The organism is Sedimentibacter hydroxybenzoicus DSM 7310, from assembly GCF_013403245.1.
Lineage (GTDB): Bacteria > Bacillota > Clostridia > Tissierellales > Sedimentibacteraceae > Sedimentibacter > Sedimentibacter hydroxybenzoicus.
Window position 1 is genome coordinate 23,197 of record NZ_JACBNQ010000024.1, and the last position, 23,713, is coordinate 46,909.

A 23,713-nucleotide genomic window follows, 5' to 3' on the forward strand; every position below is an offset into this window, starting at 1 on the left:
AATCAAGTAAAAAATAATTAATTTACACAGCTTGCTTGATTTTATATATTAATATTTTTTTATTTTATTGCAACCTATTTTTTGATAATGCGTCTAAAAGGTAAGGAGGGTTGATGGTGGCAGAAAAGTTGTTGATAAGAAATTTGAAAAAAGGGCATGAGGATGCCTACAGACAGGTTGTGGAAGAGTACGGAAACAAGCTGTTGAGAACCTGCTGCCTGATACTGAAGGACAGAGAGGAAGCAGAGGATGTAGTTCAGGAAGCCCTGATAAGGGTTTTTCAAAAACTGAATACGTTCAAAGAAAATTCGGGACTTTATACATGGATTTACACCATAGCACTCAATTTATGCAGAGACAGATTAAGAAAGAAGCAGGAGCTTCTTGTTCTCGAGGATGAATGGGTGGGAAGCGATGATGTGGAATCCCATGTTGAAAAGAATATAGACAGAGAGCTTTTGAAAAAGGAGCTTTTTGAAATTAATCCCACTTACAGAGAAACATTGGTGCTTTTCTATTTTGATGATTTTTCCATAAAGGAAATTTCGGAAATGTTGAATGAAAAGGAAGGTACAATAAAAAGCAGGCTGTCGAGAGGAAGAAATATTTTAAAGGAAAAATTGCTGAAGGGAGGTCAGTTAAATGGAGAAGAAAGATAAGTTAGGTACTGAATTGAAAAAAATTATGGAAGAAGAGACGTTTGACATGACTTTGTCTCAGGCGGCAACAGACAATATACTTAAAAACAAAAAGAAAAAATTGTCACAGAGAATGAACGAATTTTTAAACAGAGAAATTGAAATACCGTTGGCACCTGCTATAATAGGTTTGGCCGCATTGTTTGCAATTACCGTAATACCTAAAAATATCTTTGATTTGCAGGAGAGGCAAATTATCAACATAGAAGGCTCTCAGATAATAGTGAGGGAAAGATATGAGGTGGTGAAAAATGAAGATAAAAATTAAAATAAAAACACTTATACTTGCTTTGCTGTTAATTTCTCTGACCTTTGTATGGGGTATACCTACTGCGACTTTAAGCATTGCATATTTATTGGAAAATAAATCGGATAAGGCAACGCTTTTTTTTGAAAGATACGCTTCTTATCCCACCACATCAAAGGTTAAGGGTGGATACCTCTATGCAGACAGCCTACTAAGAAACTTTCCCAAGTACAGTATATTTTTGACCGGCTGGGGTGGAGGAGACAACACCAGTCCCGAGGATGTGGAAAAAGTGAAAAATACCCTTGCAGGTATTATGAATGAAGCTCCAAAGAGCAGTGAAACAGTATACTATATAGATTCCTATCGAATGCTTCTCGATTTGGCAATAGACGTGGGAGATGCCGAAATGCTCAAGGAATGGATTTCATTCGGACAGAACAGCAGCGAAGAAAAGATTGTTTATATTGCTGATATATACAATGCTTTTTATCTTCATGTAAGTAGAGACAGGGAAGGCGCTAAAAAAATAATTGCCAAATATGAAGGCTCAGAGCTTGCCGATGTCAATCTGGATATATTAAGAGCAGAAATAGAATTGTTTGACGGAAACTACGAAAAGTCTAAACGGCTCTACAATGAATTTAATAATGGCAGCAACTATTGGCCGAGGACAGAAAGTGTGTTCGGTTCAATGGGATACCTTGACAGAAGCTTTTGGTTTGACTATATCATGGATGATTTCATAGGAGACAATATCATAACGGGAACTGTAACCTTCGAGGGAAAGCCCATGCCCTTTGTTGAAATATATGTGCAGAAGGCAGATGGAGGTATGCACAGCAGAGGAGAAAGCTATATCGGCATAACAGACGAGAACGGTGAGTTTGAAACATTGGGATTGAGAGACGGTCTGTACAACATCGGTATAGGACTTGACAGCTCCTTGCTTTCTGATAAGGTGCTGCAGCGTTCAAACCACCAATATACGGAGCTTGCAGGAAACGGCGGAAAAGTTGATTTTACGTTCAGAAAAACCTTTGGTGTAACCTTGCCGGAGCCGGGACAGACAGTGAACGGGGAAGAGTTTACCGTATCATGGGAAGAGGTAGAAGGTGCCGCCTACTACACGGTGGAGCCGATTATAACCGATGAACCATATAAAAAAAGCGGAACCAGCTTCCGTAGTCCTGCATCAGATAAAAACGGAAAAGGGAAGTTTGCTGAAAATTATGCTGTTTTCAACATAGAAATGCTGAGAAATCAATTTATTATACGCTTCGGAGGAGACGGAACAAGTATTGAACCGCTTACGGTGTTGGGAGCATTTTTACCGGGAGCAGAATATCCGATAGTTGTAAATGCCTATGACGACGAGAACAAGCTTATAACCAGCAGCATACCCATGCGATCCTATTATGACAGTATACCCAGTGTAATCGTTGAAGGGAAACTGACAAAAGGAGAGGAAATGATTCTCGGAAGAGATTACACCAATGCAATTGCACATTATGAAAATATGCTCAACAGCAATCCTGATGACGTGGAAGCACTGAAATATCTTGCGAGGATTTACGGCACAGGATGGAGGATGGAAGAGGGAAATATTGAAAAGGCTTATGAATACGGAAAAAGGTACGGAGATTTAACCGGAGACAATAAAATGCTTATCGGAACGTTTAATATAATGAGCAAGGATGAAATAAAGGAAAACATTGAAATTGTCAGGTTGGCAATTGAACAGGCAAGGGACGATATATGGGAAGATGAATATTATTTTTTAAGCAGGTACTACATTGTTCTCAGAGACTATGAAGCTGCAAGGGAGGTGCTTGATAAAAGGGATAGTGTTACCGACACATTGATTTATCTCAACATGTATTTCGGGGATTATGCTAAGGCTGCGGAAAATTTGCAGTCAAAGAACTATTATCTGTCCAGATTGGCTTCAGATAAAATTATAAATGCTGTCAGAGCACTTGATGAAAATCATCCGGCTGCCGGAGACAGACAGGTTTTCGATGATTTCTTATTAAAGCTTATTTATGGTGTGCATTATGAAAAAGGTCAATCCCTTTACTATGAAACTGTAAAGCAAATTGAGGATGACAATATCAAGACGATTCTGTATGAAATTTATCTTGACAATCACTGGAGTCGCAGCTATTAATATTGATAAATAAATTGACAAAAGCTTCTGATACCACATTTCTAATGGAATTCAGAAGCTTTTTTACGTCTCATAGGCTTTAAGGATGCTCTCGGCAATTTCCTTTCTTGAGGTTCTTAAATCCATTGCCTGCTTTTCAATATATTTGTGCGCCTGATTTTCAGTCATGTTGAGATATTCTATAAGCACGCATTTAGCCCTTGTAACAAGGCGTATTTCTTCGATTTTACTTTGCAATCGCATATTTTCATTTTTAAGTCCCGACAATCTTCTTTTGGTAGCAAGGGCTAATTTTTGCGCCTGATAAAACATTTGTCTTGCTATTGGATTTGATACTACCAGAATACCGTAATCCTGAACCCTTGCTTCAATTTCATCGGCAACCTCATTTCTGGCTATTAAAATTACTCCGGAGGTACTGATTTCAGTCATTGTGATTGCTAAGCTTTCTCCGAATTCATCAGGCAGAGGAGTAATTATAATTATCAAATCAAATTCGGTTACGCTGATCAGTCGTCGAGCCTCCGCTCCGCTTTTGACGGAGGCTGTTTTATTTATGCCGTTTGCTTTTAAAAGCTGGGTCAAAAGTGCTATGCCCTTGTCAGAATCAGATACAATTAACACACTATCCATGAACTCACCTCCCGAGCAGTATAAAAAAATTAAACAGTATAGAAGTATGTGTTTAATTCGAAGCTTTCCTTATCATCGGACAACAAGTAACGATTCCATTGCTCCTTTTTAATCTGAATATATTTTTCAACGATTTCGGATGGTAAACAGTTGTGAACAAAATCACTTTTTTCCGCGTTTTCAACTGCTTCTGCTAATGTTGGGGGTAATTTTTTGTAATTTTCTGCTGCATCACCCGACGCTTTATATAAATCGTAATCAGCAGGCTCATCAAGCTTTAACTTGTTTTTAATTCCGTCAAGACCGGCATAAATTAACAGCGCAAATGCAAGGTACGGATTGCAGCTTGGGTCCGGGGACCGAAGCTCGACTCTTGAATATTTGCCGCTTGCAGCCGGAATACGAATAAGCTGTGAACGATTCTCGGACGACCATGTCACATATTTGGGAGCGGAATGGCTTCCAAAACGCTCGTATGAATTGACTAAGGGGTTTAGAAACAAAGTAATTTCCGGTATTTTATCCAATATTCCGGCAATAAAGCTGTCCGGCTCGGGCGTATGATTAACCATTTTATTTTCAAATAAATTTATATTGTTTTTTAATAATGATATATTAATATGCAGGCCGCTTCCGCTGAATTCTTTAAGAGGCTTAGGCATAAAGGATGCATGCAGACCGTTGATGTTTGCTATGGTTTTCACCACCGATTTAAATGTGATTAAGTTGTCTGCTGCTATCATGGCATCGCTGTATCTAAAATCTATTTCATTTTGTCCCGGACCCTGCTCATGGTGGGAGCTTTCCGGGAGTATTCCCATTTGCTCCAAAGTCAGACAAATTTCCCTTCTGACATTTTCTCCTTTATCGACAGGAGCAGCATCCAAGTACGTTGCGTAGTCATGGGGAATTTTTGTCGGATGTCCTTTTTCATCCTGCAGAAATAAATAAAATTCACATTCGGGACCTATTTCGACTTTATATCCTGATTCATGTGCTGTGTCTATGGCTTTTTTCAGTATAAGTCGTCCGTCACCTTCAAAGGGTCTTCCGTCAGGGTGCTTTATATAGCACAATAATCTCACCACCCTGCCTTGCTGAGGGCGCCATGGCAGTATGGATAAGGTTGAAGGGTCGGGAAATAAAAATAGATCTGATTTTTCAATATTCATAAATCCTTTTATTGATGAAGCATCAAAAGAAATACCGCTTTCAAATGCGCGAGGCAGCTCATCGGCCAATATGGATATATTTTTCATTGTCCCGAAAATATCACAAAAAACTAATTTGACAAATTTAATATCATTTTCATTTACAAATTGAATAACTTCGTTTTCGGTAAATTTCATTATAATACACCTCCGAGAATATTGTATCATATTAAGCAGTTAAATTAAATCAATTTTTATGAGTCTTTTTCGGTAATAGTTAACTGCTTCATGTCGTTGCCGAAAATAGACATGTACCTGATGCTCTGCGTCGTTACGAGCGTAAGCGAGGAATTCCAAGTTTTCTGATAATGAGATGTTTTGCAATCGCTCGGGATTACAAATGGATGGGATGTGAGTATATGGAATTGAATATGTATATTTAAAAGTGTTTAAGACTAATTTTACAATATGGCATAATTTAAAAATATACTAAAATATTTTTAAAAATGCATATTGACAATTCTGTCTGCGTATGGTAAATTTCTATATAGAAATTTTCGGAGGTCGTGTAGTATGTATAAAAAACCTATTATAAGTATAGATTTTATAAATATCAAATTAATAAATATAACAAATTGCGATAAAAAATTAATTTTGCCGGACGGCTATAAACATTGTCATTAGTGTTTATAGCTGTTTTTTTTACTTATTCAACAAATTTATTATTATGAGATGGAGGCAGGTATGAAAGGAAAGTTAATATTAGAAAACGGGATTATGTTCGAGGGCAATTGCTTCGGCAAAATTTCAGATACAGTGGGTGAAGTGGTGTTTAATACCGGAATGACAGGCTATCAGGAAATTTTAACAGATCCGTCTTATTATGGTCAGATTGTTTCTATGACGTATCCTCTGATAGGCAATTACGGAATTAATACAGATGATTCTCAGTCGGATTCACCTAAGGTAAGAGGGTTTATAATCAGGGAAAGATGCCTGGAGCCAAATAATTTCAGGTGTGAATTTAATTTGGACATGTATCTGAAGAAAAATAACATAATGGCAATTGAAGGTATCGATACGAGACACCTGACCAAGGTTATAAGAAATGCGGGTACAATGAAGGGACTCATAACTACAAACAATATTGAACGAGAAGATATAAATAAATATTTTGCTGATTTTTCAAATAAGTCGGCAGTTAAGGAGGTAACCATAAAAAAGATTAAAACTCTTGGTGAGGGAGAACAGCATGTGGGCATATTAGATTTCGGAATCAAAAACAACATTGTAAATTCATTCTTGTATAAAGGATGCAAGATTACAATATTTCCTGCATTTACTGCCGCCGATAAGATTTTAAATTATAAATTAGACGGGATATTTCTTTCGAACGGACCCGGGGACCCCTCGGATTTACCGGAAATAATCGATAATGTAAAAATTTTAATCGATAAAATGCCCGTAACCGGAATATGCTTGGGTGTACAGTTGATAGCGCTGGCTTTAGGCTGTGAAACTACAAAAATGAAATTCGGTCACAGAGGATGCAATCATCCGGTGAAAGATTTAAAGACGGCAAAGGTAACCATAACCTCACAAAATCATGGATATATGATTAAAGAAAGCTCTCTTACCGAAGATATAGAAATAACCCACGTAAATATAAATGATGGAACCATAGAAGGGATAAAGCATAAATATTTACCTGTAATGGGCGTTCAATATCATCCGGAAGCATGTCCGGGACCCCATGATTCTAATATCATCTTTGATGATTTTATGAATATGTATAAAGGAGCAAAATAATGACGTTGGATACAAGTATAAAAAAAGTATTGGTTATCGGCTCGGGACCTATTGTCATAGGACAGGCTGCAGAGTTTGACTATTCGGGAACACAAGCATGCAGAGCGCTGAGAGAAGAAGGAATAGAAACAATCTTAATAAATTCCAATCCTGCTACTATAATGACGGATAAGGATATTGCGGACAAGGTATATATTGAGCCTTTAACTGTTGAATTCGCAGAAAAAATTATAGCAAAAGAGCGTCCTGACAGCGTAATTGCCGGCATGGGCGGTCAGACGGGTCTCAATTTAACGGTGGAGCTTTATGATAAGGGAATATTGGATAAATATAACGTAAAGGTTATAGGAACAAGTGTTGACTCTATAAAAAAGGGAGAAGACAGAGAATTATTTAAAAAGACAATGAACGAAATCGGAGAGCCCATAGTGGATTCGGAAATAGTTACCGATTTAGACGAAGGAAAGGAAGCTGCAGTCAGGATAGGATATCCGGTTATAATTCGCCCGGCATACACTCTGGGAGGCAGCGGAGGGGGAATTGCCGGCAATGAAAATGAACTGACGGAGATTTTAACCAAGGGTCTTCAGTTAAGCATGAATAAGCAGGTTTTAATTGAAAAGAGCATTAAGGGATGGAAAGAAATCGAATATGAAGTTATGCGCGATAAAAACGGGACGTGTATTGCAATTTGCAACATGGAAAATTTCGATCCGGTAGGTGTTCATACAGGAGACAGCATAGTTGTTGCTCCGTCACAGACCTTGTCGGATGTAGAATACCAGATGCTTCGAACAGCATCCATCAAAATTATAGATGCAATCGGAATAGAAGGCGGCTGCAATGTGCAGCTTGCGTTAAATCCCGATAATTTTGAATATGTGGTTATAGAAATTAATCCGCGTGTAAGCCGTTCATCGGCTCTTGCTTCAAAAGCAACGGGTTATCCCATAGCGAAAGTAGCTGCTAAAATAGCATTGGGATATACCCTTGATGAAATTAAAAATTCCGTAACGGAAAAAACATACGCTGCCTTTGAACCGTCCCTGGATTACGTTGTTTTAAAAATTCCTAAATGGCCTTTTGATAAATTTTTTTACGCCGACAGAATTTTAGGAACAAAGATGATGGCGACCGGTGAAGTTATGGCTATAGGAAATAATTTTGAAGCGGCATTGTTAAAGGCAGTTCGTTCCTTAGAAATAAAACAATATAATTTGTACAGCAATAAGGCAGCGGGAAAAAGCATCTCTGAGTTAAAAGCTATAATCCAGAATCCGGATGACGAAAGGTTGTTTTATATAGCCGAGCTTATAAGGAGAGGTTACAGAATCGACAGGATAGCTGAGCTTACCAAAATAGATGAATTTTTCCTGCATAAAATCAGCAACATAGTCAATGAGGAAGAAAAGCTGAGAAAAATAAAAATTGAATTGCTGGACGATAAATGGCTCAAAAAATTAAAGAAAATAGGTTTTTCCGACAGGGGTATCGCTGATTTAATCGGTTCGGGTCCAAATGATATATACAATTTAAGAATGAAATTTAATATTAAAGCCGTATATAAAATGGTTGATACATGCTCTGGTGAATTTGAGGCAATATCTCCCTATTATTATTCAACCTATGATGAATATGATGAGGTGCAGACATCGGACAAAAAGAAAATTCTCGTCATAGGTTCGGGGCCCATAAGAATTGGACAAGGAGTTGAATTTGATTACTGCTCCGTTCACTGTATATTTGCGTTGCAAAAATGTGGAGTAGAAACGATTATAATCAACAACAATCCCGAAACGGTCAGCACGGATTTTGACATAGCGGATAAGCTGTATTTTGAACCCTTAACTGAAGAGGATGTACTAAATATAGTGGAAAAAGAGCATCCCGACGGAGTGATACTTCAATTCGGAGGGCAGACAGCCATTAAGCTAGCAAATTTTTTCAAGGAAAAAAACATACCGATTCTGGGTACGAACCCTGAGCAAATAGACGCTGCGGAGGACAGAGAAAAATTTGATGCAATATTAGAATCTTTAAATATAAAAAGACCAATAGGAAAAGCTGTTTTAAATTTAAATGACGGAATAAAGGCAGCCGACCAAGTAGGATATCCTGTACTTGTAAGACCCTCATATGTGTTAGGAGGGCAGGGGATGGAAGTAACTTACACAAGAGAAGAGCTTGTTACATACTTGGAAAATGCCTTTAAAAGTTCCAAAAATCCTGTGCTGATAGACAAATACTTAGTAGGAAGAGAAATTGAAGTAGATGCAATATGTGACGGAGAAGATATACTGATTCCCGGTATTATGGAGCATTTGGAAAGAGCGGGCATACATTCGGGAGACAGCATTGCAATTTACCCTCCCAAGAATTTAAGTTCTTATACTAAATTAAAGCTTGAGGAAATTACTAAAAAGATAGCAAAATCATTAAAATCAATAGGAATGATAAATATTCAATTCGTAGAATATAAGGATGAGCTTTATGTAATTGAAGTAAATCCGCGTTCCTCAAGAACTGTTCCGTACATAAGCAAGGTCACTAAAGTTCCCATGATTGAGCTTGCAACAAGAGTAATGTTAGGGGAAAAACTAAAAGATATGAGATATGGAACAGGGTTATATAAGGAATCATCCTTGACAGCAGTAAAGGTACCTGTCTTCTCAACTCAGAAGCTGACGGGTGTTGAGGTGAGCCTTGGACCTGAAATGAAATCCACAGGGGAAGTGTTGGGTATAGGCAGAACATATTTCGAAGCCTTATACAAAGGCTTTATTGCCGCGGGACTGAAGATTCCGGATAAAAGCAAGAAAATACTTGCTACCATAAGAGATGCGGATAAAGAAAATTTTAAAGAGCTTGCATTTAAGCTGAATATGCTGGGATATAAAATTGTTGCCACGAAAAATACGGCTAAACATCTGAACAATGCAGGAATCAAAGCAGAGGTTGTCAATAAGGTGACGGAAAAAACACCGAATATAATAGATTTCATTAAAAACGGAGAAATAGGCTTGGTAATAGATATTCCTACTAAAGCTAACAACTCCGGTACGGACGGTTTTAAAATAAGAAGAACCTCGGTGGAGGCATCAATAAACGTGCTGACATCCCTGGATACTGTGGCAGCTTTGGTAGAGGTTATGGAGTCCGGGATAAGTGACGGTGATGGAGAAGCAGATATATACAACATATCATTAGGAAGTCATTCCGGACGTTAGTGAGGAATCTCAGGTTTTGAAGTTCTGAGATAGTAAGAGCAAAATAACAGTATCCTGCAAATCAGATAAAAAAAATATTGACAAGAATAAATTATAAGATTATAATCATTTTTATAAAAAAATCAGCAAAGGCGCTGTAGGATGTTCCTACTGCGCCTTTCTTTTTGCAATTATTTATTAAGGGAGGACGATATGAATTATATCTCAGAGATTTTTGGAAGCATGGTTTTTAACGATGAAGTAATGAAGGAAAGATTGCCTCAGGTAACGTACAAGGCACTGAAAAGGACAATTCAGGAAGGAAAAAGCTTGAATATAAATGTGGCTCACGTAGTGGCAAATGCTATGAAGGATTGGGCAATAGAAAAGGGTGCGACGCATTTTACCCATTGGTTTCAGCCGATGACGGGGATTACTGCGGAAAAGCACGACAGTTTCATATCGGCAACCGGTGATGGGAAAATCATTATGGAGTTTTCGGGAAAGGAGCTGATAAAGGGTGAGCCTGATGCATCAAGCTTTCCTTCGGGAGGGTTGCGTTCGACATTTGAAGCAAGAGGCTATACCGCATGGGACCCTACATCCTACGCATTTATAAAGGATTCTGTATTGTATATTCCCACGGCTTTTTGCTCCTACGGAGGAGAAGTTCTTGATAAGAAAACTCCGCTTCTTCGTTCTATGGAGGTTCTTAATCAACAGTCTCTGCGAATTTTGAGATTATTCGGTGACAATAAAACAAAAAGAGTTACTACGACGCTGGGACCTGAACAGGAATATTTTTTAATAGACAAGGAATTGTTTAATAAAAGAAAAGATTTAATATATACAGGCAGGACACTATTTGGTGCCAAGCCCCCGAAAGGGCAGGAGTTGGAGGATCATTATTTTGGAGCCATTAAACCCAGAGTTCAGGAGTTTATGAAGGAGCTTAACAATGAATTATGGAAATTAGGTATACCGGCAAAGACGGAGCATAATGAAGTTGCACCTGCACAGCACGAATTAGCAGTTGTATTTTCCAATACGAATCTTGCGTCTGACCACAATCAGTTAACAATGGAACTTTTAAAAAGAGTTGCTTCAAAGCATGGATTGGCATGTCTGCTGCACGAAAAACCATTTGCCGGCATAAACGGAAGCGGTAAGCACAATAACTGGTCATTGTCAACCAATAAAGGAATTAATCTTTTGGAGCCCGGTACTTCACCTCGTGAAAATGCAAGATTCTTATTGTTTTTAGTTGCAGTTATAAAGGCAGTGGACGAATATCAGGATTTGTTGAAGGTATCGGTATCAACCGCGGGAAATGACCATCGCTTGGGCGGTAACGAAGCACCTCCTGCCATAATATCCGTTTTTCTCGGAGATGAGCTTGCATCGGTTTTAGAATCCATAGAGGGAGATGTGGCTTATGATAAGGAATACAAGATGGAAATGGCAATAGGGGTAGATGCGATTCCTGTTATACCTAAGGATACGACTGACAGAAATCGTACATCTCCGTTTGCTTTTACGGGGAATAAATTTGAATTTCGTATGGTTGGTTCCAAATTATCAATTGCGGGACCTAATTTAGTACTGAATACAATCGTTGCCGAAGAGCTGTCTCAATTTGCGGATATATTAGAAAAAGCAGATAATTTTAACGAAGTGTTAAGCTATCTGATAAAAGATACGATTAAAAATCACAAGAGAATAATTTTCAACGGTAACAACTACTCGGATGAGTGGGTTAAGGAGGCTGAAGAACGAGGCTTATTAAATTTAAAATCAACTCCTGAATCATTATTATATTTTGCAGACGATAAAAATATAAGGGTGCTTGAAAAATTCGGAGTGCTGTCAGAAAAAGAAATTCATTCAAGGATGGATATATTAATAGAAGATTATTGCAAAGTTTTAAATATTGAGGCACTCACTATGACAGAAATGATAAAAAAGGATATATTACCTGCTGTATCCTCATATATCAAAGAATTATGCGAAACGGCAGCTTCTAAAATATCCTTCCTGCCCGATGCAAATTGTGATGTTGAAAAAGCTTTGATTACCAGGCTTTCATTACTTTCCTCGTCATTGTACAACGATACGGAACTATTGGGAAATTTGCTTCTTGAGGTTAAAAACTGCGAGGATATAAAGGAAGCAGCTCTGTTTTACAGAAATTCAATATTTTCAATAATGCAGGAAATTCGTATAACGGTTGATGAGCTGGAGGTTAATACTGCGGGGAAGTATTGGCCGTACCCGACTTACGGGGAATTACTGTTCAGCGTATGATAAAAAATTATAATAAATTAAAAAAAACACTTGACAATTTTAAAATATTGCATAAAATTATATAAAATAATATTAACAGCTATGACAGGAAGAGTAGTATAAGTTTTAGTCACAGAGAGATAGAGATGGTGGGATTCTATTACAATAAACTTATTATGAAGAACATCCTTGAGCTTTTGACCCAAATTGCTTTAAGTGTTAACACTTTAAACAAAAGTAGGCTCAGACGCAACCGAGCGATAAAGCGGCAAAGACATGACAGTGTCTTTCGAGTGAGCTTTATAGCTAATCAGGGTGGTACCGCGGAAATTTTCGTCCCAATAAACATTATGTGTTTATTGGGACTTTTTTTATGGTGCTACCACCATTTGTTTGAGCGACAGCGATGAACAAATGGATGGTAGACCTAATGCAGCGTAATCCAAATTTGTGCGACCAAAGGGAGCAGACAAATTTGTGATGGAGACTGCGTATCCTTGAATTTGAATTAACATATGCATGTAAATGTCAACCAAAAATACAAAAAACAGAAAGGAATTATTATGACAAAGCAAAACATATACCGTACACACAACTGCGGAGAATTAAGAGAAAATGATATCGGAAAGGAAGTAAAATTATCCGGATGGTTTGAAAATGTAAGAGACCACGGAGGAGTAAAATTTATTGATTTAAGGGACCAATACGGTTTAGTCCAGATTGTTGTTGAAAATGAAAGCTTAATTGAAAATATTACTAAGGAAAGTGTAATCAGTGTTTCGGGTAAAGTTATAAAACGTGATGAGGATACAATCAATGAAAAAATTGAGACAGGAACGATAGAAATAGATGCGGAAGCGATTGAAGTACTAGGTAAATCACGGACCAATCTTCCCTTTGAAATAGCTTCTTCAAAAGAAATAAAAGAAGATTTGAGATTAAAGTACAGATACCTGGCATTAAGAAACAAGGAAGCACAAAAGAACATCATAATCCGCTCTAAAGTTATTTCGTTTTTGAGAGCAAAAATGGAGGAATTAAGATTTCTTGAAATACAAACTCCTATACTGACAGTTTCCTCTCCTGAGGGTGCGAGAGATTACATCATACCGAGCAGGAAGCATCCGGGTAAATTTTATGCTTTACCGCAGGCTCCTCAGATGTTTAAGCAATTGCTTATGGTATCCGGATTCGATAAATATTTTCAGATAGCTCCCTGCTTCAGAGACGAGGATGCAAGAGCGGACCGTTCACCGGGTGAATTTTATCAGCTTGATTTTGAAATGTCCTTCGCAACACAGGAGGATGTACTGAATGTAGCCGAGGAAGTATTGTATGAAACATTTACTGAGTTTTCTGACAAGGAGGTGTCTGAGCCGCCTTTTGCAAGAATTCCGTACAAGGAGGCAATGATAAAATACGGAACAGACAAACCGGATTTAAGGAACCCGTTAACCATTATTGACATAAGCGATATATTTGCAGAAACCGGCTTTGTACCGTTCAGAAGGAAGACTGTCAGAGCAATCAATGTTAAAGCTTGTGCATCGCAACCAAAAAGCTTTTTTGAAAACATGCTGTCATATGCAGTAGAGATTGGAATGAAGGGTCTTGGGTATATTAAGGCAGATGAAGAAATGAAATTTCACGGACCTATTGATAAATTCCTGAAGGAAGAGGACAGGGCGATTCTAATAGAAAGAGCCGAATTAGAGCCGGGCTGTGTATTGTTTTTTATAGCGGATGATAAGGAATATGCACCTAAATTGGCAGGTCAGATAAGGACAGAGTTGGGAAGACGTCTGGGGCTGATTGATGAAAGCAGGTTTGAAATGTGCTTTGTGGTTGATTTCCCTATGTATGAAACAGATGAAAGCACGGGAGCATTATCCTTTACACACAACCCGTTTTCAATGCCTCAGGGAGGATTAGATTCGCTGCTGCACAAAGACCCGCTTGACATTGTTGCTTATCAATATGATATAGTATGTAATGGAATAGAGTTATCATCAGGCGCCGTAAGAAACCACGATATTGATATCATGGTTAAGGCGTTTGAACTTGCGGGATATACAGAGGACGATCTGCAATCTAAATTTACTGCTCTTTACAATGCTTTTAAATACGGAGCACCTCCTCATGCGGGAATGGCACCGGGAATCGACAGAATGGTAATGCTATTGACGGGAGAAGAAAATATCAGAGAGGTCATAGCTTTTCCTATGAACAGCAATGCCCAGGATGTATTGACAAATGCCCCGAATGCAGTGAGTGAACAGCAGTTAAGGGAAGTCCATATTAAAATCAGATAGGAGTTGATAAAGTGGTAGGTAAGGATGATATACTAAAAATAGCTAAGCTTGCAAAGCTTTCAGTCGATGAAAGTAAAATTGACGAATTAACAAAGGATATGGGTGAAATTATAGAATTTGCAAACACAATAAATACTGCCGTTACGAACGTTGAATCAGAAGATTTCGATGAAATAAACAATATAGTTAATGCCTTTCACCAAGATGAAATAGCAGAATCCTATGACAGGGAGCTTATATTGAAAAACAGAGAAGGCGGCTTGGACGGATATTTCTTTGTTAAAAGAAGGAGTGAAAAATAAATGCCTGAAAAAATAAAAAAGACAGGAAAAATAAAATATATAAACAAGCTTTTGACCGATAAGGAAATATCCTGTGTTGAATTAACACAAAAATATATAGACTCAATAAAAAAAGAGAATGGTATTATCAATGCTTACGTTAATATAACTGAGGAAACGGCATTAAAGACAGCTGAGACAGTAGATGAAAAAATACAAAGAGGTGAAAAAATTTCACTCCTTGAAGGAATACCGATGAGTTTAAAGGACAATATTTCCACTAAGGATGTAGAAACAACATGCTGCTCCAAAATTTTGAAAGGTTATGTTCCCGTCTATGATGCAACCGTGTGGGAAGGATTAAAAAGTCAAAATGCGGTTCTCTTGGGAAAAACAAATATGGACGAATTTGCAATGGGCTCCTCCTGCGAAACTTCATGCTTCGGAGGAAGCTTAAATCCTCACAACACAGATCATGTGGCAGGGGGAAGCTCAGGAGGGGCAGCATCCGCAGTTTCCGGTAACATGGCAGTATACGGCCTGGGGTCCGATACCGGCGGTTCCGTAAGACAGCCTGCGAGCTTCTGCGGTTTAGTAGGATTAAAACCAACTTACGGTTCCGTATCCCGTTACGGGCTTATTGCATATGCTTCAAGCCTTGACCAAATCGGTCCGATTGCAGGCAATGTGGAAGATACGGCTATAATCTACGATGCAATTTCCAAATATGATAAAAGAGACGCTACATCCTCAGGAAGCAGGGTTAAAACTGTTGATACTTTAAATAGCAGCATCAAAGGAATGAAAATCGGAATTGCAGAAGAATATTTTGATGGAGCCGGAGAAGATGTTATTGCCTCTATAAAAAAGGCAATTGAAGCTTATGAAAGCTTAGGAGCCGAAATAGTACAGTTTAAACTCCCTTCGTTAAAATACGCTTTGCCTGTCTATTATATTCTTGCCTGTGCAGAGGCATCTTCAAATTTAGGAAGATATGACGGAATCAGATACGGTTACAGAACTGATAATTATAAAGATGTAAATGATATGATAAGCAGGACGAGAAGTGAAGGATTCGGTAAAGAGGTACAAAGAAGAATATTATTGGGAACCTATGTTTTAAGTGCCGGTTATTATGATGCATATTATAAGAAAGCTCAAAAGCTGAGAGGTTCTATAGTTAAATCTTTTCAGGATGCGTTTACTGAATGTGATGTTATGTTGACTCCTACAGTGCCAACGACTGCCTTTGAAACGAATTATACATCAAAGGATCCTATTGAGACATATCTGACCGATATATGCACAGTACCCGTAAATATTGCCGGTCTGCCTGCCTTGTCAATACCCTGCGGATTTGATAACAAAGGTCTTCCCATAGGAATGCAGATAATAGGTAAAAGCTTTGATGATGCTAAAATATTGAATGCGGCATATAAATATGAGCAGTATGCAAAAGATGAAATATACAAAGAATTAGAGTCAGGGGTGAGGATATGAGCTGGGAATTAGTTGCCGGGTTAGAAACCCATGTAGAGCTTTCTACGAAAACAAAAATATTTTGCTCTTGCACAACCGAATTCGGAGGTGAACCGAATACTCATTGCTGTCCTGTTTGTGTAGGGCTTCCCGGAACATTACCCAAGTTAAATGAAAAGGTAGTGGAGTATGCCGTGAAGGCAGGTCTTGCAACAAATTGCAGTATCAGAAATATATCCAAAATGGACCGTAAAAACTATGTATATCCTGATTTACCAAAGGCCTATCAGATATCCCAATATGATAAGCCGCTGTGTGAAGGCGGATACGTAGAATTGAATTCCGGAAAAAAAATTAATATAAATCGGATTCATATCGAAGAGGATGCAGGTAAATTAGTTCATCAAAGAGGCGACATATATATAGATTATAACAGAGGCGGTGTTCCTCTCATTGAAATAGTAACAGAGCCGGATTTCAGAAGTATGGATGAAGTAGTAGAATATGTTGAAAAACTGAGATTAATCATGAAATATACAGGAGTGTCGGATGTGAAAATGCAAGAGGGCTCCCTGCGGTGTGATGTGAATATTTCCGTAAGAAAACAAGGTGAGAAAAAGTATGGAACGAGAACAGAAATAAAGAATATGAATTCAATCAATTTTATAGCAAAGGCAATGGAATATGAATTCAGACGACAGATAGATGTATTGGAAAGCGGCGGGGAGATAGAGCAGGAAACAAGAAGATACGACAGCGGTTTAAATATTACCGAAAGCATGAGAGGCAAGGAAGATGCCGATGATTACAGATATTTCAGAGAACCTGATTTAGTTACTATTTCAATTTCGGATGAGCAAATTGATCGCTGTAAGAAAAGCTTGCCTGAGCTTCCTCAGCAGAGATTAAAGAGATTTGTTGAAGTATTGGGATTACCGGTGGATGATGCAGAGCTCCTGATTAAATATCAAAAAGTTGCTGATTATTTTGAAGAAGCATCTGCGGGAGTTGAAAGTCCCAAGACGGTTTCTAACTATATACTGAGCCAGATATTCAGACGTTTTTCGACCGAATCGGAAAAGGAAGAATTTAATATTTCGATTCCTCCAGAATATTTATCGGTACTGGTTATACTTGCAGAAAAGAAAAAGATTACCTCTCAGGTGGCAAGAAATACTTTGGAAAAGATGCTGGATGAAGGAAAGACAGCATTGTCATTTATTTCTGAAGAAGATATGCAAGGGGTAGATGAGGATGATTTAAGACGATTATGTCAAGAAGCAGTGGATGCAAATGAAAAAGCCGCAGCAGAATACTTGGCAGGAAAAGAAAAAGCGATCGGGGCAATCATCGGCTTTATTATGAAGTATTCAAAAGGAAAAGCCGATGCAGCTTTGGCAGCTCAAATTGTTAAAGAGATTATTACAAAGGAAATTTAATTAAATGTTATATGATAATATAAAGACGGCGAAATTTATTAGCAGACCAAACCGGTTTATTGCAAATATTGAAATTAACGGTGAGCAGGAGGTATGCCACGTTAAAAATACAGGACGGTGCAAGGAACTATTAACGGAGGGTGTTTCTGTCTATGTTCAGGAATTCTGCAATTCAAGCCAAAAAACCCGAAAGACCCGAAAGGCCCGGAAGACTCAGTACGACCTGATATCGGTATTTAAAGGTGAGAGATTGATTAACATAGACAGTCAGGCGCCCAATAAGGTTTTTCACGAACTGCTGTTAAAGGGAGAATTGTTTAATAATATTACGTTAATAAAGCCGGAATGCAAATATAAAAATTCACGATTTGATTTTTATGTTGAAGCAGATGATAAGAAAATATTTGTGGAAGTAAAGGGAGTTACATTAGAGGAAAATGGTGTCGTTATGTTTCCCGATGCTCCTACCGAAAGAGGATTAAAGCATTTAAATGAGCTTGGGGACAGCATAGATGACGGCTATGAAGCCTACGTATGCTTTATTATACAGATGAAGGATGTGTTATATTTTACGCCTAATTATAAAACTCATAAGGAATTCGGAGAAACCTTGAAAAATATCAAGGAAAAAGGTGTCAAAATAATTGCTTTTGATTGTGAGGTAAAAAAAGATAGTATAACAGCGGTAGACGTGGTAGACATCATCCTATCATCTTGATGGCTTTGTCATCATATTTAGTTGCGTAACGACCTTTTTTAGGGGTATAATAACATTTGTAAATTGTTTGAAACAATAACGGATAGAGAGGTGCAGTGTGAGTAAAATATATTTTATTGAAAATAAAGAATCTGATTACGAACAGCTTGGAAGAGATGCCGTAAAGCTGTTGGAAAAGATAGTTTCGGAAACGGGTCATAAGTTTGACAAGGAGGTACCTATTAAGGTTCATTTCGGAGAAAAAGGAAATACAACATTTATTCCTGCGAAGTGCTATGATGAAACTATAAAATATCTCAAGGAAATCGGAGTTTCTCCTTCATATATTGAATCCAATGTATTGTACAGGGGGTCCAGAACAACTACCGAAAGGCATATAAAGACAGCAAAAGCTCACGGGTTTACTCAGATTCCCATCATTATTGCTGACGGAGATATAGGGACGGAATATAATGAAATTGAAATCAACAAGGATTACATAAGAAAATGTAAGATAGGAAAAGGCTATGGCAATTATAATCAGTTTATAGTTATGAGTCATTTTAAAGGACATGTTGCGGCAGGCTTTGGCGGCGCATTAAAGCAGCTTGCAATGGGATTTGCTTCAAGAGGCGGAAAGCTTGAGCAGCACTCGGGGATATCTCCCGTAATAGATGCAAATAAATGCATATCCTGCGGCATATGTGCCGATAAATGTGACTACAGTGCTATTACTATACCGGATACCGCAATTATTGACGGCAATAAATGCATTGGCTGTGCCGGTTGTATAGCTGTCTGTCCTCAGAAAGCCATTGAAAATACATGGGGAGGCTCTAACTTTTTAGAGAAGCTTGCAGAATATGCATATGGAGCAGCAAAGGATAAGGATATCATATATATTACATTTGTTCACAATATAACTAAGGATTGTGACTGCACCGGAGCACATATGAATCCGATTGCGGAGAATATAGGTATTCTTGCCGGGAAGGACCCTGTGGCGCTGGACACCGCATGTCTGGATATGGTGCAGCAAAACGAGTCTGATATGCTTTTTGACAAAGGCAGGAAAACACTTAAGCATGCAGAAAAAATCGGCTTGGGAACAATGGAGTATGAGCTTGTTTATTAATAATAAATAAGGAGTGTATTATGGCAAATACAAATGAAATAAACGGTAATAAAGATTTGTCAATTGAACAACGTGATAATCTGCTTAAAATATTAAAAACACGTTTTGAGAAAAACATGAACCGTCATAATGATTTTGAATGGAATAATGTGCAGGCGAGATTGGAAAATAATCCCGAAAAGCTATGGTCGCTCAATGAAATGGAGCGTACGGTCGGAGAACCGGATGTTGTCGGATATGATACCGATACCGATGAATATATTTTTTATGACTGTTCGGCTGAAAGTCCGAAAGGCCGAAGAAGTATTTGTTATGACCGTGAGGCGATGGATTCTCGAAAGGAACATAAACCGGAAAATAATGCTATGGACATGGCATATGATATGGGAATTAAGCTCTTAACAGAAGAGCAGTATAGAGAGCTGCAGAAATTAGGAAAATTCGATACAAAGACATCAAGCTGGGTTAAAACACCTGAAAAAATAAGGAAACTTGGAGGGGCAATATTTTGTGACTGCCGATACGACACCGTGTTTGTATACCACAATGGAGCAGAATCTTACTATGGCGCCAGAGGATTCCGAGGAATATTAAGGGTATAATATTTCTTTGTATTACAACCTCAATTCTGAAAAAATTGGAATTGAGGTTGATTCATTTATACTTATTAATCTTGTGCATAAATTCTTATTGAATGTTACGAACTAAAATTGTATTATTATATAATATATGCTTACTTGACTGCAGAGGAAAGCTAAAATAAAATAATTAACGGAGAACTTATGAATTTTTTTAAAAATAAAATATTTCTTAAAACAATGCTCGCCATAGCACTGCCGATTGCACTACAAAATTTAATAACTTCATCTGTAAATATGGTTGACACATTGATGATCAGCAGCTTGGGTCAAACCAGTATTGCAGCCGTGGGGTTGGCAAACCAGTTTTTTTTCTTTTATGTCCTTATAGTCTTTGGTATTAATAGCGGCTCTTCGATTTTTATCGCTCAGTATTGGGGTAAGGAGGATATACCGAGTATCAGAAAGGTTTTAGGACTTGCCGTATCTCTAAGTGCATTGGTGGGAATTGTTTTTACTGTAACGGCAGTATTATTCCCGCAATTTATAATGAGAATACTGATTGATGAACCGGAGGTAATAAGATTAGGCAGCGATTATTTAAGAATCGTAGCACTGTCATATATTCCCACTGCATTAGCATTTGCATTCAGCGTTGCATTAAGAACTACCGGAAAACCTCAGATACCCATGAAGATTTCTATAATTTCTTTTTTTACCAATACGGTATTTAATTATATACTAATATTCGGAAAGCTTGGAATTCCGGCAATGGGTGTAAAAGGTGCTGCATGGGGAACTTTTATTGCAAGATTTATAGAAATAGGAGTAACTCTTTATGCGATTTATTGCAAGGACGGCGTATTGGCAGCAAGCATAAAGGAATTATTCAGCTGGAATAAAGAATTTTTTAATAAATATATAAAGACAACCTATCCCGTAATATTAGCTGAGGGAGCATGGTCATTAGGCCAGGTAATGTATTCGATTGCATATGCGAAGCTTGGAGAGGAAGCAACCGCGGCAATTCAAATTACAAACACGATTCAAAATGTTTTTTTTGTCTTAGTCAGAGGAGTAGCCAATGCATGTACGGTAATGATCGGAAGCAAAATCGGCAGCGGTGATGAGGAAGAAGCATATGAATATGCCAAAAATTTCATGATACTGGCGACGTTATTAGGACTTATATTGGGTATAATTCAAGCATTGACACCTGATCTGACTCTAAAGCTATTCAGAGGATTAGATCAGAGCCTGTATCATACATCCAAGAATCTGTTGATTGTTATGGGACTAACCTTTGTTATAAAGGTATTGGGTGCCACCGGTATAGTAGGAGTATTAAGAGGCGGCGGAGATACAACATTTGCTATGATACTAGATGCCGGAACGGTATGGGTTATCGGAGTACCGGTTGCCTTTATCGGAGCTCTGCTATTAGATATACCGGTTTATCTGATATACGCAATAGTGACAATAGAAGAATTAATCAAGGTTATACTGATTATACCTAGAATCATATCTAAAAAATGGATAAAGGATGTAACTTAAGTTTAGTTGCTTCAAATAGCGGAGGACACAGATGATTCTTTCCAATATTGATATGGCAACAATTTTAATTGTTCTCGTTTTAGGACACCTTTTAACGGGAGTATTCATTGTTGCCTACACCTGGAAACAAAATAGAAGCAAATCGGTCAATATCTTTTTGATTTCAAAGCTGCTTCAGCTGACTGCATGGATTATGATTGGTTTGAGAGGTGTTATACCAAATATGGTTTTAGTAGCCGCAGGTAATTCTGTATTATTTACTGGTACGGCTATGGAGCTGACTGCTCTCATGATTTTAAAAAACTTTTATACTGAAAAAGTAAAAAGGTATTATAACTTCATGTTTGTTTTTTTCATCATTATATTTGTTTTCGTCACAGCATATGGTTTCCCGGAGAATATCAGAATCGCAGTTTCATCTTTAATTTCAGGCATATTAATGGTATTTCCGGTATATAAGCTTTTTGCAGATGATAAAGCTTCCGGTTTGCAAAAAGTAATCTCGGTTTTTTACAGCCTTATAATGATATTTTCGTTATTCCGTGTTATTGCAGCACTGACAACAGAACTGGATATGAATTTGGCATCAAAGAACATTTATAATACATGGTTGTTCTTGATTATCTATATTGTGATGCTTACGGGAAGTACCGGATTCATCCTCCTTGATAAGGAAAAACAGGATGTGGAGTTGTTAAAAGCTGCCTCTCTTGACGGATTGACCAATATATTGAACCGAAAGACATTTATATTGCGTTCTAAAGAGGTTATTTCCTTGTGCGTGAGAAAGCAAGAAAATATATCATTTCTGTTGATTGATATTGATGACTTTAAAAAAGTCAATGACGAGTATGGTCACTTTATAGGTGATGTCGTATTGCAGAATTTTGCAAATATAATTAAAAAACAATTGAGAGATTATGATTTGTTCGGGAGGTATGGTGGAGAAGAATTTGCCATATTGCTTCCGGGTACAGACGGGAAAAATGCGGAGGAAGTTGCGGAACGCTTAAGGTCAACGATAGAGAATTCGCACGTATATACCGATATTAAAATAAAGTATACGATAAGTATAGGATTCTTGAGTATACTTCCCGACGAAGGAACAGATATTGACATGCTTTATAAGCTTTGTGATAAGGCTCTTTATCTGGCGAAATCCCAAGGTAAAAATTGCAGCAGACGGGCTGAGATACCTTCCTTTCGGGAAGATAATACGGAGGAATTAAAATGAAGGAAAACAAATACGACGATAATACATTTTTTCAAAAATACAGCCAGATGAGCCGTTCTCAAAAAGGACTGCAGGGTGCGGGAGAATGGGAGACACTAAGAAGGCTGCTGCCGGATTTCAAGGGTAAGAGAGTGCTTGACTTAGGCTGCGGCTATGGCTGGCACTGTATATATGCTATGGAAAACGGTGCTTCTTCAGCTGTAGGGGTTGATATTTCTCGAAAAATGCTTGAGACAGCAAAAGAAAAAACATACTTTCCAGAAATTGAATACATATGCCGCCCTATAGAAGAAGTAGATTTTCCTGAGGAGAGCTTTGATATAATACTGAGTTCTCTTGCACTTCATTATGTAGTAGATTACGAAAATTTGATAAAAAAGATATATAAAATGCTGAAGCATGGCGGTAATTTAGTTTTTACGGTTGAACATCCTGTTTTTACCGCTTACGGAACACAGGAATGGCATTATAACGAAAATGGAGAAATACTGCATTTCCCCGTGGACAACTATTATTATGAAGGTAAGAGGACAGCGGTGTTTTTGGGAGAAAAGGTTATAAAGTATCACAGAACACTGACCACATATCTTAACACACTGCTTATGAACGGCTTTACAATAAAAAATATTGTGGAACCTCAACCTCCCCAAGACATGATGGATGTACCCGGGATGAAGGATGAAATGCGCCGACCTATGATGCTGATTGTTTCGGCGAGAAAAATTAAATAAAATAATATGTTTTTAAATTTCTCCGATCAAAGAACCTTAAATTTACCTTAAATTAACAATTAAATATTTATTACTC

Annotated in this window: 18 protein-coding genes and 1 other annotated feature; of the genes, 16 read left to right on the plus strand and 2 right to left on the minus strand. The window is 37.8% G+C overall.

Annotated elements, in window-relative coordinates; all coding sequences use genetic code 11:
• Positions 1 to 113: 113 nt before the first annotated feature.
• From HZF24_RS15745 to HZF24_RS15755, 3 genes are read left to right on the plus strand one after another with little or no spacing between them, the layout of a single operon-like run.
• On the plus strand, positions 114 to 659 hold the full coding sequence (locus HZF24_RS15745) for an RNA polymerase sigma factor (RefSeq protein ID WP_179239318.1): 546 nt from the start codon (positions 114 to 116) through the stop codon (positions 657 to 659).
• Complete coding sequence (locus HZF24_RS15750; RefSeq protein ID WP_179239319.1) at positions 643 to 966, plus strand: hypothetical protein; 324 nt, start codon at positions 643 to 645, stop codon at positions 964 to 966. Before HZF24_RS15745 ends, HZF24_RS15750 begins: the two co-directional genes overlap by 17 nt.
• Positions 950 to 3,115, plus strand: a complete 2,166-nt coding sequence (locus HZF24_RS15755; protein ID WP_179239320.1) for a hypothetical protein — start codon at positions 950 to 952, stop codon at positions 3,113 to 3,115. The genes HZF24_RS15750 and HZF24_RS15755 overlap by 17 nt, the downstream gene beginning before the upstream one ends.
• Positions 3,116 to 3,178: 63 nt before the next feature.
• Here HZF24_RS15755 and HZF24_RS15760 read toward each other — a convergent pair whose 3' ends face one another.
• The gene (locus tag HZF24_RS15760; RefSeq protein ID WP_179239321.1) at positions 3,179 to 3,748 is read right to left on the minus strand and encodes an ANTAR domain-containing response regulator; all 570 of its coding nucleotides are present in this window, start codon (positions 3,746 to 3,748) and stop codon (positions 3,179 to 3,181) included.
• Between the two features lie 29 nt (positions 3,749 to 3,777).
• A complete protein-coding gene (locus tag HZF24_RS15765; protein ID WP_179239322.1) occupies positions 3,778 to 5,097 on the minus strand; it encodes a glutamine synthetase family protein in 1,320 nt (439 codons plus the stop codon).
• A gap of 546 nt (positions 5,098 to 5,643) precedes the next feature.
• Between HZF24_RS15765 and HZF24_RS15770 the strand changes: the two genes are divergently transcribed.
• The 13 genes from HZF24_RS15770 to HZF24_RS15830 all read left to right on the plus strand — a co-directional run bounded on the left by HZF24_RS15770 (position 5,644) and on the right by HZF24_RS15830 (position 23,637).
• Positions 5,644 to 6,708 carry a carbamoyl phosphate synthase small subunit gene (locus HZF24_RS15770; protein ID WP_179239323.1) on the plus strand — a complete coding sequence of 355 codons (1,065 nt, stop codon included), beginning with the start codon at positions 5,644 to 5,646 and terminating at the stop codon, positions 6,706 to 6,708.
• A complete protein-coding gene (carB, locus tag HZF24_RS15775; RefSeq protein ID WP_179239324.1) occupies positions 6,708 to 9,935 on the plus strand; it encodes a carbamoyl-phosphate synthase large subunit in 3,228 nt (1,075 codons plus the stop codon). The genes HZF24_RS15770 and carB overlap by 1 nt, the downstream gene beginning before the upstream one ends.
• A 192-nt stretch (positions 9,936 to 10,127) precedes the next feature.
• A complete protein-coding gene (locus HZF24_RS15780) occupies positions 10,128 to 12,218 on the plus strand; it encodes a glutamine synthetase III family protein (protein WP_179239325.1) in 2,091 nt (696 codons plus the stop codon).
• Between the two features lie 72 nt (positions 12,219 to 12,290).
• Positions 12,291 to 12,541, plus strand: a binding site (T-box leader).
• Positions 12,542 to 12,760: 219 nt separating this feature from the next.
• Positions 12,761 to 14,509 carry an aspartate--tRNA ligase gene (aspS, locus tag HZF24_RS15785; protein ID WP_179239326.1) on the plus strand — a complete coding sequence of 583 codons (1,749 nt, stop codon included), beginning with the start codon at positions 12,761 to 12,763 and terminating at the stop codon, positions 14,507 to 14,509.
• A gap of 11 nt (positions 14,510 to 14,520) precedes the next feature.
• Positions 14,521 to 14,811, plus strand: a complete 291-nt coding sequence (locus tag HZF24_RS15790; RefSeq protein ID WP_179239327.1) for an Asp-tRNA(Asn)/Glu-tRNA(Gln) amidotransferase subunit GatC — start codon at positions 14,521 to 14,523, stop codon at positions 14,809 to 14,811.
• A complete protein-coding gene (gene gatA / locus HZF24_RS15795; protein ID WP_179239328.1) occupies positions 14,812 to 16,290 on the plus strand; it encodes an Asp-tRNA(Asn)/Glu-tRNA(Gln) amidotransferase subunit GatA in 1,479 nt (492 codons plus the stop codon).
• Positions 16,287 to 17,708 (plus strand): Asp-tRNA(Asn)/Glu-tRNA(Gln) amidotransferase subunit GatB, encoded by a 1,422-nt coding sequence (gene gatB / locus HZF24_RS15800; RefSeq protein ID WP_179239329.1) that lies wholly within the window; start codon positions 16,287 to 16,289, stop codon positions 17,706 to 17,708. The genes gatA and gatB overlap by 4 nt, the downstream gene beginning before the upstream one ends.
• A 4-nt stretch (positions 17,709 to 17,712) precedes the next feature.
• Complete coding sequence (sfsA, locus tag HZF24_RS15805) at positions 17,713 to 18,426, plus strand: DNA/RNA nuclease SfsA (protein ID WP_179239330.1); 714 nt, start codon at positions 17,713 to 17,715, stop codon at positions 18,424 to 18,426.
• Between the two features lie 97 nt (positions 18,427 to 18,523).
• Positions 18,524 to 19,540 carry a DUF362 domain-containing protein gene (locus HZF24_RS15810; RefSeq protein WP_179239331.1) on the plus strand — a complete coding sequence of 339 codons (1,017 nt, stop codon included), beginning with the start codon at positions 18,524 to 18,526 and terminating at the stop codon, positions 19,538 to 19,540.
• Between the two features lie 20 nt (positions 19,541 to 19,560).
• A complete protein-coding gene (locus HZF24_RS15815) occupies positions 19,561 to 20,142 on the plus strand; it encodes a DUF4256 domain-containing protein (protein WP_179239332.1) in 582 nt (193 codons plus the stop codon).
• Between the two features lie 180 nt (positions 20,143 to 20,322).
• On the plus strand, positions 20,323 to 21,672 hold the full coding sequence (locus HZF24_RS15820; RefSeq protein ID WP_179239333.1) for an MATE family efflux transporter: 1,350 nt from the start codon (positions 20,323 to 20,325) through the stop codon (positions 21,670 to 21,672).
• Positions 21,673 to 21,703: 31 nt separating this feature from the next.
• Positions 21,704 to 22,906 (plus strand): GGDEF domain-containing protein, encoded by a 1,203-nt coding sequence (locus HZF24_RS15825; RefSeq protein ID WP_179239334.1) that lies wholly within the window; start codon positions 21,704 to 21,706, stop codon positions 22,904 to 22,906.
• Positions 22,903 to 23,637, plus strand: a complete 735-nt coding sequence (locus HZF24_RS15830; protein WP_179239335.1) for a class I SAM-dependent methyltransferase — start codon at positions 22,903 to 22,905, stop codon at positions 23,635 to 23,637. Before HZF24_RS15825 ends, HZF24_RS15830 begins: the two co-directional genes overlap by 4 nt.
• Positions 23,638 to 23,713: the final 76 nt, after the last annotated feature.